This window comes from Cupriavidus sp. 8B (genome assembly GCF_054589115.1).
This window is the reverse complement of record NZ_BAAILO010000159.1, coordinates 1-13967: the sequence shown is the minus strand read 5'-3', so window position 1 is coordinate 13967 and position 13967 is coordinate 1. Positions and strand designations below refer to the sequence as shown.

Annotated in this window: 9 protein-coding genes and 4 pseudogenes; 6 read left to right on the top strand and 7 right to left on the bottom strand. The window is 58.6% G+C overall.

Translation table 11 applies throughout. The annotated features are described in order from the left end of the window. Positions 1–164 precede the first annotated feature (164 nt). Positions 165–878: pseudogene (locus ACYP5B_RS15685) on the top strand (ISKra4-like element ISBte1 family transposase); the annotation flags it as partial. A gap of 28 nt (positions 879–906) precedes the next feature. After that, positions 907–1090, top strand: a pseudogene (locus ACYP5B_RS15680) (transposase); the annotation flags it as partial. A 174-nt stretch (positions 1091–1264) separates the two neighbouring features. On the opposite strand, the gene ACYP5B_RS15675 reads toward ACYP5B_RS15680, so the two are convergent. From ACYP5B_RS15675 to ACYP5B_RS15655, 5 genes are all read right to left on the bottom strand, one after another. Next, entirely contained in the window at positions 1265–1615 is a 351-nt protein-coding gene (locus ACYP5B_RS15675; RefSeq protein WP_045242470.1) for a helix-turn-helix domain-containing protein, read from the bottom strand. Continuing rightward, a complete protein-coding gene (locus ACYP5B_RS15670; RefSeq protein ID WP_459570332.1) occupies positions 1615–1917 on the bottom strand; it encodes a type II toxin-antitoxin system HigB family toxin in 303 nt (100 codons plus the stop codon). The genes ACYP5B_RS15675 and ACYP5B_RS15670 overlap by 1 nt, the downstream gene beginning before the upstream one ends. Positions 1918–2474: 557 nt before the next feature. Then, positions 2475–4127, bottom strand: coding sequence for an NRAMP family divalent metal transporter (locus tag ACYP5B_RS15665; RefSeq protein ID WP_459570331.1), 1653 nt, complete (start codon positions 4125–4127; stop codon positions 2475–2477). A 553-nt stretch (positions 4128–4680) separates the two neighbouring features. Beyond that, entirely contained in the window at positions 4681–6096 is a 1416-nt protein-coding gene (locus ACYP5B_RS15660; protein WP_459570330.1) for a carbohydrate porin, read from the bottom strand. Positions 6097–7595: 1499 nt separating this feature from the next. Further along, entirely contained in the window at positions 7596–8156 is a 561-nt protein-coding gene (locus tag ACYP5B_RS15655) for an RBBP9/YdeN family alpha/beta hydrolase (protein ID WP_459570329.1), read from the bottom strand. Positions 8157–8441: 285 nt separating this feature from the next. On the opposite strand from ACYP5B_RS15655, the pseudogene hfq reads away from it, so the two are divergent. Beyond that, positions 8442–8717: pseudogene (gene hfq, locus ACYP5B_RS15650) on the top strand (RNA chaperone Hfq); the annotation flags it as partial. A gap of 579 nt (positions 8718–9296) precedes the next feature. Here the strand turns inward: hfq and ACYP5B_RS15645 are convergent. Together ACYP5B_RS15645 and ACYP5B_RS15640 are read right to left on the bottom strand one after the other, a co-directional pair. Further along, entirely contained in the window at positions 9297–9671 is a 375-nt protein-coding gene (locus ACYP5B_RS15645) for a PHA-granule associated protein 4 (protein ID WP_459570328.1), read from the bottom strand. 309 nt (positions 9672–9980) lie between these two features. Then, positions 9981–10332, bottom strand: a pseudogene (locus ACYP5B_RS15640) (ArsR/SmtB family transcription factor); the annotation flags it as partial. A gap of 100 nt (positions 10333–10432) precedes the next feature. Here ACYP5B_RS15640 and ACYP5B_RS15635 point away from each other — a divergent pair. The 3 genes from ACYP5B_RS15635 to ACYP5B_RS15625 all read left to right on the top strand — a co-directional run. Then, the gene (locus ACYP5B_RS15635; RefSeq protein WP_459570327.1) at positions 10433–12082 is read left to right on the top strand and encodes a sensor domain-containing diguanylate cyclase; all 1650 of its coding nucleotides are present in this window, start codon (positions 10433–10435) and stop codon (positions 12080–12082) included. A 222-nt stretch (positions 12083–12304) separates the two neighbouring features. Further along, positions 12305–12724 (top strand): hypothetical protein, encoded by a 420-nt coding sequence (locus tag ACYP5B_RS15630; protein WP_459570326.1) that lies wholly within the window; start codon positions 12305–12307, stop codon positions 12722–12724. A gap of 700 nt (positions 12725–13424) precedes the next feature. Continuing rightward, positions 13425–13967, top strand: a 543-nt coding sequence (locus ACYP5B_RS15625) for a reverse transcriptase domain-containing protein (protein WP_459570325.1), incomplete at its 3' end; no start/stop codon positions are given.

Here is a 13967-nt window from a genome sequence, read left to right as displayed (position 1 = left end):
CCCCCCGGTTTTGACATCGATTATCACGATTACGACACGTCATCAGCGGTTCACTCGCGTTCGTCTCTTTGACTCCCACCTGCCGGGGTTCTCCCCCAACTTTTCCAACAACGCTCACCACGAGGGCTCTTTACCCACGCAGCTTGTGGCGGTTTGAAGCCGGCTCCTGCAAGCCGACTTCGAGGGGCCGTCCCTCATCTTCAGTAAAGCATCGCGAACATCGGTCAGCTGATGCTCACGTTCTTGGCACACATTTCCTGCTACGTGAAGGTGTGCAACCTAGTCAACCGGTGACCTTTCTGTCGGATGGAGGCGATACCGTACGGTTTGCGCAGCTCGGCTTTGGTGACCGCGATGAGTACGTTCTCGATTGGTTCCACATCGCCATGCGGGTACAGAACCTCGAACAGATGATCAAGGGCCGCCCGGCACGCAGCGACGGCCCGAGCAACGCGACATTGATCAAGGCGTTGCATGGCGCCAAGTGGCACCTGTGGCACGGCTGCCCCTATCCAGCGTTGCGCCGATTGGAAAGCCTCGGCTGGGATCTGGAAGCTGAGGCCAGCCCCGAAGAGGCCAAACTCCTCGGCAAACTCGAGGAGTTCATCGTCTACCTGGACAACAACCGGCACTTCATCGTGAACTACGGTGACCGCTATCGGCATGGGGAGCCCATTGCATCGGGTTTTGTCGAGTCAGCCGTCAACCAAGTGGTCAGCAAGCGGTTCGTCAAACGGCAGCAGATGGCCTGGCGGCCTCGGCACGCGCACAACCTGCTGCAAATCCGGACGGCCGTGCTCAATGACCAACTCCGGTCTTACGTTGAACGATGGTATCCCTCCATCGCTGGCGAAGGAAACCATCGCCTTGCCGCTTAGTCAGCCCCCGGTTTGGCGCGGTCTCCTGGTACAGACACACCCTCTCTGGCCGGTCCTGACCAGCATGCCGGGCGTCAGGACCGCCGCCAGACTCCTCACTGAGGTCGCGCACAAAGCCTTCGCTTCGGCCGCGCATCTTGCCGCCTATGCCGGTCTCGCCCCGGTCACCCGCCGCTCAGGCTCGTCCATCCGCGGCGAACATCCGTCCGACCAGAGCGAACCCCTCGGGCCGCCTCTCGCGAAAGGCCACTTCCTTGCCGACCACCAGCACGTTCGTCTGCTCATCGAGCACGCAAAGCAAGGTGGGGCTTGCCGCCGTAGCCGGCAATACTCACTGCAAATTGCCCTCGTTCGGCGCCTCTGCCATTTGCCTGGTGCCCGCGTGCTTACGACAGCAGGCTTTCGTAAGGGATGTGCAGGCCATCGTGCAAGCGCTTGACCATGCTCAGGCTGAGCTTGCGCTTGCGGTTCAGTACCTCAGACACGCGGCCACTGGAGCCAATGAACGGCTCAAGATCGCGCGTGGTCAGGCCCTGCTGATCCAACCGAAACTTGATGGCCTCGACTGGATCAGATGGCGGAATAGGGTAATGCTCTTCCTCGTAGCGTTCCACGAGGATCGACAAGACTTCCAGCTCATCGCCATCGGGCGAGCCGACCGGCGCGCCCCATAGCTGGCCGATGCGCTCCATGGCGGTGTCATAGTCTTGTTCGGTACGAATGGGCTTGATATCCATCACACGCTCTCCGCGTCAACTTTGTCGTATTGGGCATGGGTGCCAACGAAACGGACCCACCCGATCTGGCGTTCATAGTCGATGGCCAGGATCACGCGATACTTGTTCCCGGCGATATTGAACACCACGCGACCACCCTTGAGGATGCTGGATGTCCGTAGTTCGGCCTTTAGATCCTGCGGTGTCTCATAGGTAACTTTTTCCATGTGGCGATACCACTCCGTGAGGGGCGATATCGCATCCGCATACGCGGGGTCGCTCTCCCAAAACTCTCGCAGCGTCCGCCGCGCAATGATCCGCATCCTTTGACTCTCCCATTTTGGGAGGATTTTACTCCCATTTTGGGAGGTTTGCGTATCTCGGCAGAAAAAGTTTACCGAAAGGCCGATTTGGCGATCAGACAACGAGACCGCGCCGAAACGGAAAGACGCGATGAACACTTTCTCCGGCGATGGAGGGATGCCATCGTCGGCAGGGCGATGCCCATGCCGCACTGCTATGGATTAGAGCCGCAGACTGGATCAGGGCACAAGAGGCAGTCGCGCGGGTTTAATCGTGGCGCCGCATTCCACCAACGCTGGATGACCGAGGCGCAATATCACCAGCATGGCCTGGAGGCTATCTGGCCCCTATTGGCCGAGCTAGCGTGGCTGTCGCCGAGCCACCTTAACATCCTGATGCAGCGCCTGAAGGATGCGTATTTGACCAGACTGCGCAAGACATTCGATGCTAGTTACGAGGGCGACGGCACGGTGGACGATCCGCATTCGCAGGAGACTCCCTTCATCGAGTCGACTCGCCCTAACCCGCGTCACTGCAGGCAGAGCGAGGATGCGCTTTCATCTATAGCCGCAATCATTCAATGGCCGGCTGCTACCAGCGTGACAATGCGAACAAGTACCAGCCCAGCCGCGACCATCAGATAGCCCCGCAAGACCAGCATCCATACGCGATTCAGCAGGGTAAGTTTCAGCACTGGCAGCTCGGCAAGAGGGGGCATTGTCCAACCCGCCTTGTCGTCCACCGATGGCGGCGTGGATGGTAGCGGCGTGGGAAGGCGGCGCGTCTCATAGCGCTTCACGAAGAACGAGGCGGCCAGCGCGAGGACCGTTCCGCCCAGCAGGGTGCCAAGAATCTCTCGCTCGCCCATGTGCGGGAAGAGCACCGATGCCGTCAGGATGATGGAGAGCATGACCAGACCTGCCACCACCGTTCCTGTGAACAGGTTTGTCCAGCGGCCATTTACCCACGGTCCAAGCACAGCCTTGTCATTACAAAGCAACAGCAGGAACACCGTGGCGCTAGGCAGGAGAATGCCGGCCAAGGACTGGACCGCGTTGGTGAGCAGGCCTAACGGCACGCCTGGCGTCAATACGAGTCCGGCTGCCAGCATGGTCAGCCCGAAGTAGACCGCGTAGAAGCCCTTGGCTTCAGTTGGCTTGCGGTGCAGAGAATGGCGCACGGCAAAGACATCCCCCAGCGCATACGCCGTTGACAGGGAGACGGCGCAGGCGCCAATGATGCTCGCATCCAGCAACGCGATGGCGAACAAGACGCCGGTCAACCGTCCCGAATGCTTCTCAAGCCCGACCGCCGTGCCAAGCGCATCGGTGTAGTTGCCAAATTCCACCGTACCGTGAAACGCCTCGGCGCTGAAGGCAATCATGGCCACTGCGCCGGCAATGACGAGCGCGATGCCCAGCCAGAGGTCGGCCTTCTCATAGCGAATGAAGCGTGTGGTAATTCGCTTGTCGATGACGTAGCTCTGCTGAAAGAAGAGTTGCCATGGCGCCACTGTGGTGCCGACGATGGCGATGATGAGCAACATGACCTCGCTCAATGGCGCTTGCGCAGGCATTGCGGGGACGAAGAAGTCCCGGGCGACCTGGCCCAGGGGCGGATGTGCAAGCAGGAAGACAGGAATCAGTGTGAGGCTCCCCGCGACGAGTCCCATGGCGAACCGCTCAAAGCGCCGGAAATCTCCAGTCGAGGCGGCCAGCATCACAAGCAGCGCCGAAGCGCACACGCCCCGGTGGCGGGGGATGCCCAGGTACTCCAGCGCAAGGCTGATACCGATGAACTCGGTCACCAGCGTCAGCGCGTTGACAAGAAACAGGTCGATGACGCTGAAGCTGCCCCATAGCTTGCCAAAGCGCTCGAAGATGAGGCGCGCATGACCCACCCCGGCCACGGCGCCCAGTCGGACCACCATCTCCTGATTGACGTAGAGCACGGGTATCAACAACAGGAGCGTCCACAGCAGTGTCGTGCCATAGTTTTGCCCCGCTTGTGTGTAGGTGCCGAAGGCGCCTGCGTCATTGTCCCCTACCATGACGATGAGCCCGGGGCCCAGAATGGCGAGTAGGGTACTGAATCTGTGGCGCCATCCATTGCGAGGGCCGGTGTCGTGCTGGGCAATTGTCCCCAGCGCGCCACGAATGTCGCCGACGCGCGCCTCATCGAGCACTCTTTGCTGTGGCGGGGCAGCCATCTCGGTTGTGAAGTTGGCCATTTTGTTCTCCTCCAAACTTATGCAAGTGCTTATGGGTGATGCCAGCACCGGGCTCGCAAGGACAGTTACCAGAGCGTCCGGCACGCCCGAATGGCGGCGTTAGCAAATTCCCGGTTGGTCTGTGGCGCGTGTGCGGCTGGATTGCGCGAATCCGGACCTTTGGGCGCCATGCTGGAGGTGCCTGGCTCAATCTGGCGGAGGAATGGGGATGCCAGCCGTGCGGTGAGGGCGGTCATCCGGCCGGATGGGGGGGGTGATTTTGCGCATGCTTGACTCCTCGCCGCCCTGTAGCGCGGTTCGCAGGGCAGCACAGCGCCAGACGGTTCTGGCGGAATAACACAAAGGAGCGGAGCTGGCCGAATGGCCTGATGACACCGCTGCCTTACCTGTCAGGCAAGACAGCGGTCGGAGAACGACTGATGGCTTGCCTAGAAACGATACAAAGGTCGACTAGAACAACTGTCCACTTGATTTCCTATTTCGGCACCAATGCCAAGCCCGGGTCGCCTGAAGGAGCGCGAACCCGCACTGAACTTTTGACGTCTATAGGGTCTCAAAATTCCCCATGAAAACGCATGCCGATGAATTTCGCTGGCCCGCGGTCACGGTTGTAGCCGGGGTTCTGGATGAGCTGAAAATCGGGGCTCAGCGTCACGCCCTTGAACGACTGGAAGCTGTAAAACACCTCGAGAACTCGCTCATGACCATAGTTCAGTGCGCCATCCCCGAGGAATGCGCCGCTGCCGCCGGCGGCCAGGTAGGCTCGATGGTTAGCCCCGAGCATGTTGAGCGCCATGGCGACGCCCAGGATGTCGTTCGGACGGCCCCAGGCTGTACCCGTCAGCAGACCGCCAGCGGAAACGCTGCGGCCGATTTCCGTGAAGGCGTAGGTTTCGGTCTTGTCATCGGACCAGTTCAGGCGGGCGAACAGGCCCAGGTCACGGCCGGCTTTCTGCTCGAAGCTCAAGCCGATGCCAACCTTGGCGTGTTCCTGCCGGACCAGACCCACGTCCGGGGTGTCACCGCTTGACTGAGCGAGGGCAATGGCGTCACTGAACCGTCCCATCTTGGCCTTGTTGCGCCAGCCAAGTAGCCGCACCTTGCCTTCCTGGCCGTACACGGTGTAGCTCTTTTCCAGTTCCACCATGTCTCCATAGTGCTCGAACAGACGGGTATCCAGTTGCAGTCCATTTGACTCGATGGGCTGTAGGAAACGCCCGGCCCGGACCGCCCAGCCTTCCCCGATGTACTCGATGGCCAGTCCCCAGTTGTAGCCACGTGCATCGGCTGGATAGTCGAACGAGCCGTGGGTCATGAAGGACCAGTTCATGAACTGGGTGCGAGCGTCGTGGGAGTACTCCACCGCGTCGAACACGTCCAGCACTGGGAAGTTGCCGGCCGTGATGACAACGCGCCGTTTGTCGACCACGCCGGCGAATTGATTGAAGTCGGCGTCGACTGTCTCCGTGTCGCCGCCCAGACCGATTGTCTGGCGCAGGAACGCACGTGCGCGGTAGATGGTCGGGTTGGTGCTCGAGACCTTGGCGAGTTCTCCGTTGGTCAGGCCGCCCAAGCCATGTAGTCCGGAAAACGGCACCCCTTGGGTGACTTCCGGGTTGAAATGGAACTCGGCGCCTTTCCACAGGCGCGCACCAAGGTCCAGCGTAGCCGAGAACGAATAGCTCTTCTCCCGCTCGGCGCGCAGGCTGTTGTCACCGCTGTAAGCGGCGGAAAATGCGGGCTTGCGCTGCCAGACATAGGTGGTCTGGCCATGGAAGGCGAAACGGTCGGCCTGTCCATTGAACGGCAACGCCGCTTCGTCACCGTTTGCCTCTTGGGCGCGCGATTGGCCAACTGGTGCCAGCGCCAGGGCGAACAACAACGCCACGACCTGGCGTGCCCGCTTGGTCTGCCAGAGACACGGACGTTGGCCCAAAGTGATGTGAGGCACCTTTGGAGTGAACAGCATGATTTCTCCCCCGCGGGCTTCTATGGCCTGCGTAGGCATGGGCGGCCATATACCTGCCGGGCGCGCACGAACGCATCCAGTGGCGGCTGCCTGGGTCAAACAACGCTAAGTGGGAATGGCTCGCGCGGAGAACCCGCACAAGAAGCCACTACTCGCCGGTATCGGCTAGGGCAGTGGCGAGGAATCGCCTGGACTTGCCTAGCCGTTCAGAGTTTGGCCGAGGGCCAACTAGAACAACTGCCCATGGAAATGAATCCGTAGTTATGACGGGGCGAAGAGTAGCAAACGCAATGCAAGTTGCGCAACTCCTTTCTTGGGCGTCCGCAAAAGTTGCAAATTCGCCGCACTTGACTCCCAAGCCGCACAATTTCCATCGTCGCCAATGCCCGACGTTTTAGGCCGATAACGGACCTGCTCGGCGAGGTGCACGAGTACTTCCTCGGCCCTCCCCGCCGTGGGAGGGCTGAGGAAGGGCTGGACCCTAGCAAGGTTACTGGTGAGACGAACTGAAATTTCCTGGGTTCGTCCCCGACGGGGCATTGGCGGACGTACCGCCATATGCGCCATAAACGCCCCCACCAATAATGCCGGGGAAAGAGGGAGAGGGCGAAGCCTGGGGTGGCACGGTTGCGGTACCGTTAGTCAGACCCGGCGGTACCTGATGGCCCATCGCCTGGGGGGTGCCAAGGCCTTGCTGTGGCGAAATACCCGATGGGGGTGAGATTTGTGGCGGCGTGGTCTGTGCCAAGGCCACAGACGTTATTGCGATTGCCATTAGGAGACAGTCAGCTTCTTCATGATGGTTCTCCGACGGCGAAGCCGTCACGTGTCTCGGTGTTATTTTCGACGGCCAGTGGGCTGCTTGCGGCACAAAACGGAACGAAAGGAAGGGGTAGAAGTTTCTTCATATTCAAATCCTTCGAGATGGGAGATGCCCTGACTGTCTGCGCCAGAAAGTTTGACTGTGCCCAGTACACGGGGAAGCACCTTCCGACAGCCTCACACCGGAGTTGCACATTTCTTTAAGCACGCATTTGCTCGGATTTTTCGCCAAGCAATCACCGTGCCAATCCGGGTAATTCATTGTTTCCTTTGGTTTTTCTATACGAAATGCGAGGCCTGGACGTTGGCGGCAGGGGAAAGCCAACTAAAACTGTTTCAGCATTGATACACCTTCAGCATGGGTAACAACCATTGCGTGTTTACTACGCGTATCCGCGGGGGCGAGTCAGGGCATCATTGACACAGAAATAGCGCCGCGCAAGCCCCCCTCTTTCAGGTCGGGGTAAGTGGCGCAACGCCAATTGTTATGGAGGCTAAAAGCTAAAACTACGTCCTAGACGCGGTATGGCTTTCTCTTCCGCCCCCCTACCGTTACTGTTCAAGACTTGGGCATTGAAATATGCCAACGGCCACCCGGGGCAAGAATGCGGCAAAGCTATCCGCAGCTTTCTGCTAAGGACGGTGGCGCTCTTGCGCCGGCCCTAACTGGGACTCGGCTAGTTGATTGAGGCGATGAACTGGCCGAACCAGATGAGTCCCTGCGGCCAAAGACCGAGCTTCGCACGCGAGCCGATATGCCCTTGAGCACCGACGTCGATGAGGCCTGAGCCCCAAGCTGAGGCGAAGGCTTCGGCGCGGCCGAAGTCGACTCGGTCGTCGTTACGGCTGGCGAGAACGACGGAGGGGAACGGAAGCTGCTTCATGATGATGGGTTCGAAGCCGCGCGCAGGATACTCCGGCGTTTGCGCAAGTCGGTCTATATCAGACGGTGCGACTAGGAATGCTCCCGCCACAACCGTAGTATCTGCTTGGTGCGACCAGCGCGTAACTAGCGCTGTCCCCAAACTATGCGCGACAAGGAGGACAGGTCGACTACAGGAGTTGACCGCCTCCGAGAGGCGAAACGACCAATCAGAGTAGAAGGGCGCGTCCCAATCGTTCTGCTCCACACGGCGCATATTGGCGAAGGCAGTTTCCCAGTGCGTTTGCCAGTGGTCAGGTCCAGAATTGTGGGAGCCAGGGAGGACCAGAATGTCGAAGTCGTTGATATCACGCATCAGAATTCTTCGAGGTGATACGGATTAGCACTCGTACGTTTGCGTCACCAAAAAATGCGGTGCTGCTGTGGCAGGAGTCGGCTGGATGTTACCCATATCCGTGTCGGCAGTCGGACGACGTTAGACGTAGCAATGGTCTGTGGTCCGGTGACAATGTACTCCAGTTTCAAATCATCATCACCATCGTGCCAGCGATGCCACTCTTTCGAACTCCTGCCTACCCTGTGAGGATAGCAGGCGTTCACTCCAGCAGTGATGGCAACTGCCCTCAATCTGAGCTAAGCAATGCAACCTATCCCCGTTAATCCGCAAAACGATTTCTTGAACACAGCACGCAAAGAGCGGAAGCGTGTCGAGGTTTACCTAGTCAACGGAATCAAGCTGACCGGTTCAATCGCGTCATTCGACCAGTTCGTGGTGATGCTCAGCGGGGCCGGCGGCATGCAAATTGTCTACAAGAGCGCAATATCGACCATCCAGGCGCCGACCGGTGTCCGTCAGCCGAGTTCAGGCACTCGCCCCGAAGGGCGTACGAGTTTCGGCGGTGAGTCGAAGGAAGGTGTTGCTGTCACGCGGAAACGCCGTTTCACGGGGTCTGATGGCGCAAGCAAGTAGCTCTCTTTGGCACGCTGCAGCCTGCGAAAGCGGGTATGCTGGACCAGTATTCAAGTGTTGCATGTTCATGTCGCGTCTTTGTTCTTCATTTTTGCTTTTCTCGGCATTGCTAGCAAGCCAGGGCAGCTTCGCCCAGTACTATGTCGAATGTAAGCCTCTCGACAAGGCTGAACTTAGACTTGCTCCCAAGGCGACGTTGTTATATCTGCGTTGTCGTGCGCGGCAGACTTCGTATGAAGCTGAACGAATCAAGGGCGCGTCGCAGAAGTTCAGGGACGACTTGTTGTTTGCGTGCCAGGACCAGGTGATTGCGGTCGAGCATCAGTTGCGCGTGAGTCATGGCTTTACGAGGGAGTCGCTGGCTAGAGAGAGGTGCGATTACTGAGGTTCTTTTGGTCGCAAATAGAGGTTTGGTGGGTGCGCTCGTAACGCCTCAACAGAACGGTCGGCGAACAGGGAAAACGCCCCGGGGCACGAGGAATGCATCTGCCGGGCTTCTGTAAAGGCTCGTGCGATTAGTCGACGTTATTCAACCCAGACGGCATCGACATCTCGTAGCAGTCGCCCAGCGAGAATGTAGTCCCCAAGGCTGCTTGCCTTCGCTTCCAACGTAGCTAGCTCCTCAGCCGTCAGTTTTTCCAAATCGAACTGACAGTACAGATTCCGCTGCCGGAACGTCGCTTTGGGCCGCGACAGACCGGCGACCAAAGCCGCTGGCGAGTTGACGGCAATATTTTCGTGCCCGCGATACTCAACGCGTATTCCGCGCTTGTCGCCAAGCCGGCCGAGCTCGATCGCGTCTTGCCAGGCAGACTCATAGTCCAGGTCGAGCAAAGTTATCCCGCTGGTGTCGAGAAGGCGCAGCGCTTCAGTTCTGCTCTTGGCGCATGCTGTCGTCACGGTGCTCCCTCCTTCACTTCAATGGCGCGCACCCGCCTTTGTTGCGGTGCAGTAGTGCCATACGCTAACCGCTGTCGCAATTTCGTGCAATTGTGATTTCTCTCTTCGAGTGCAAGTGCAGGTGAAGATGACAAGGCGAGCCAGATGGCACGACGCCCCGGCTTTCAAATCCACATTGTCGGACATGGACGTTGCCGCCGTGTTTGCCTATATCGAGAGCACGTGGCCTGCTGAGTTGCGAGCTGCCCAGCAAGAAGTAACCAGGGAGTACCAGAACTGTTAGGTCGCGTAGCTGGCAAATCGTCATTGTCAGCTGAGCTCGCGTTGCCCAGCCTTGCCACGGCGCGCGGCCACATCTCCGCAGGCAGTGCAATCATTAGCCGGTGCTACGGCGCAGGGCTCACCTTGGCAGCAGTTCTCGGTCAGGAATGCGATGAGTCCGCTCACGGTCGCGTAGTTGGCCGAGTAAATAACGAACCTGCTTTCCTGTCTCAGTGTAACCAGACCGGCGTGCGCCAGCTCTTTCAGGTGAAAGGAGAGCGAGGATGGCGGGGTCTCGGTTGCCTCGGCGATGTGTCCAGCTGACATGCCCACTGACCCAGCCTGCACCAATAGTCGGTAGGCCTCCAACCTAGGCGGAGGCAAGTGCCGCAAGTGGCGCAAGTTCGTCTTTTAGTTTTTATATTTCCAAAATAGTAGAATAGTTGCCAAATCGCAACGGCGAAGTGCCTCGAAAGGAGCCGCCAGGGGATTGAATCGCTTTGCCGCAAGATGGTCCCGGATATGCCATTAAAATCGGCACAAACGTGCTCCGAGCATTCCACGAGCCTCCTTTGAGTGTGCGTGACGGCGCACAATTAAGGCGAGATTACATTGTTATTGGTAGAGTCGGTGTGGCGCTGACGAAGTTTGCAGCGGCCTTTCTTGCGCGCCCAACTCTTTTTGTCGCAGGGGCACTTGCGGCCGCCGTAACCCTGGCGTGCATTACTGCCGTCGCGCTTTACCAAATGCGCTTGGACGCGTTCGCACGAGCCCGCGACGCAGCGGAGAATCTCTCTCTGATTCTGCAGCGTGATATCGAACGCAACATCGAGGTCTACGAACTGTCGATACAGGCCGTCATTGATGGCGTCAACGACCCGGCCACATTGCGACTGCCGTCACAGATTCGGCAGCGTGTCCTCTTCGACAGGTCAACCAACGCCCAGGATATGGGCTCACTCTTGGTCACGAACACGGCGGGCGAGGTCGTCATTGATTCTCGCTCGGTTCCGCCGAGAAAGCTCAACCTCAGTGACCGTGATTACTTCACGGTTCAACAGCGGTCGGCCGATGCCGGCCTCTTCATCAGCAAACCGTTCTCACCGCATCTAACGAAGACGGACACGTCGATTGGACTAAGCCAACGGCTGACGGATAGCCAAGGCCAATTTGCAGGCATCGTTGTCGGGACACTTCGGCTGAACTACTTCCATCGCCTGTTTGATGGGATGACTCTTGGCGACCACGGCTCCCTCACGTTGGTGCGACCCGACGGAACGGTTCTGATGCGACGTCCCTACAACCAGAGGGATATCGGTCAAAGCATTGCAGGCGTCTCGTCATTCAAGCCGCTTATTCAAGCTGAGCGAGGCTGTTACATTGGTACTGCAGCGCTGGATGGTGCCCAACGCCTGTACAGTTTCAAGCATATCGGTGAATATCCGTTAATAGTCGTCGTGGGGCTCGCCACCGATGATATCTACGCCGAGTGGAAACGGCGCGCTTGGGCCATTGGCAGCGTTGTGGCGGTGCTCGATTTTCTCATCGTCATGATGTCGGTGATGTTCGCGAATCAGTTTCGCAAGCGGCTCGGGATGGAACAGCAACTCCATCTACTCGCCAATACCGACAGCCTAACGGGGGTGGGCACGCGCCGTCTTCTTGATTCGACCCTTGATGCTGAGTGGCGACGTGCGAGCAGGAATAAGCAGGGCCTCTCGGCGCTGATGGTAGATGCCGATAACTTCAAAAGCTTCAACGACCATTATGGGCACGCTACCGGAGACAGGGCGCTAAGAACCATCGCTCGCTGTATTGTTGAGAACATCTGTCGTCCAGGCGACTTCGTCGGGCGCTATGGTGGCGAAGAGTTTTGCGTGCTGCTCCCGAATACAGACCTGCGGGTTGCGGTTCAAGTAGCGGAGAAGATTCGTTCTGCGGTACTTGCAACTGACCAAGCGAACTTCACCAGCCCAAGCGGAAGACTAAGCGTAAGCATTGGCGTCGCCGTTTTTGACGGCAATGCCATGCCTAGTGATACGGCCGACCAGCTCGTGCACCTTGCCGACCAGCGGCTTTATGAAGCAAAGGCGGCTGGTCGTAATACCGTAATGCCGCAGCAAGCGCACCCTCAACTGGCGGTAGCCTGAGGATTGATTTCGTCGCTTTTCCGCCATGCCGGCTCCCAGCCCAGCCTCCGTTTCCAACCCGCGTTGCTGCAGCACGGGAATCGTCCCGTTGTCGACGGAGGATTGGTGGTTCACCGGGTAACCAAGCAAGGGAAGGACCAGAGGAAGCGTTAACTCGGGTCAAGGTTTACCCGGAATTGCTTCCAAATCAGCCGGTTGGCGCACAGATGACATCGCAGTGTCATGGAGTTTCGCTTCAATGCGCAGTCGATTTTCATGATGACTTGCCGGGGGGGCTGGACCGGCAAGTCCGAGGGCCGCAGTTGGCGGCCATATAAGAAGGGCTCGTTCGTCAGCGTGCTAGACGAAACGGGACCGTGCAATTCTGGGGGGGCTAATATGCACCAAACTCTCGCGGTATCGGGGACGCAGAACCAATTTTCGCTGCGAAGTGACTCGGTTGGGAAACCGGTTCAATGGGCAACAGCATGCATCGAGGCTTTGCGCCACGGAGCGGCGGTGCTGCGCGCGCAATTGCAGGTGCAGCGCTTGGGTGCAGACACGAAGGTATCGCTGGAAGATGCGGTTCACCTGCTTCAGAAAGCCGCCATGCTTGAGAGGAGCGCTGAGGTGCTGGCCCAAACCAGTGTGGAGCTCCGCTAGCAGCTCCAGGACGAATGCCGTCGGGGGCTCTCTACCAACGAGAAATTCTTGCGCTATATGTCGCGTATCCAGTCGCCACTGCGCTGTGAGCAAGCGCTCGAAGGCTCGGAGAAAGCTGGCGATACATGCGGAAGCAGGGGGCGCTTTGATTTCGGTGCAATGTGTGCCAAGAACGTGAGCATCAGATGACCGATGCTTGCGATGCTTTATCGAAGATGAGGGACGGCCCCTCGAAGTCGGCTTGCAGGAGCAGGCTTCAAACCGCCACAAGCTGTGGGTAAAGAGCCCTCGTGGTGAGCGTTGTTGGAAAAGTCGGGGGCAACCCCGGCAGGTGGGAGTCAAAGAGACGAACGTGAGTGAACCGCTGATGACGTGTCGTAAAAATCATAATCGATGTCAAAACCGGGGGGATTGCACGCCCCGGGACAAGTTTGGGCGATGCCTGCTGACGGCCCAATCGGCATCCGGCATAAAGGTGGCGTGACTTTGATTCAGGCTTCGATAAGGAACTTGGGAACCTGTCGTCTCGATGCGAAGGGAGAAATCCAAGCGGAAGGCCTCCGCAAGGATGAGAGTACCGATGCGGGGCACAGGGGCGGAGACGTCCGTAGTAGGGTTGAAGGTCCTGTAATGGGGCTGGACCGAAGGGGCGTCATCGTCTGGCTTTATGCTGCGGGCAACCCGCAAGGGGAGGACCCGCATGGATAAGGCAAAACCGTGCGGCGTGCCCTTGTCCGGGTGCACCACGGTCCCGTCAGGCATTTGCACGGGCGCCTTGAGCCAGCGCTCGATATACAGCAGCACCCACGCGCAATCCGCGTGGCGACGCACCGCTCGCATCATCAATTCCCAATCGATACTGCCGAAGAAGTTCTTGATGTCGAGGTCAGGCGGTGTCGTCAGTCCGGTGCTGGCTAACCTGTTTCTCCACTATGCGTTCGACCGGTGGATGCGGAAGCATCACCCGGACGTGCCATTCGAACGTTATGCTGATGACGTCATCTGTCATTGCAAGAGCGAAGCGCAGGCGCGACGGCTTAAGCAGGGGCTGGAGATGCGGCTGGCCGAATGCAAGCTGGATCTGCATCCGGAAAAGACCAAAATCGTGTACTGCAAGCAGGCCAACCGGCACGCAAGCTATCCGATCTGTCAGTTCGACTTTCTGGGCTATACGTTCAGACCGCGAAGTGTCAGGAATCGGGTGGGCAAGTTGTCGGTCGGCTTCTTGCCTGCGGTCAGCAAC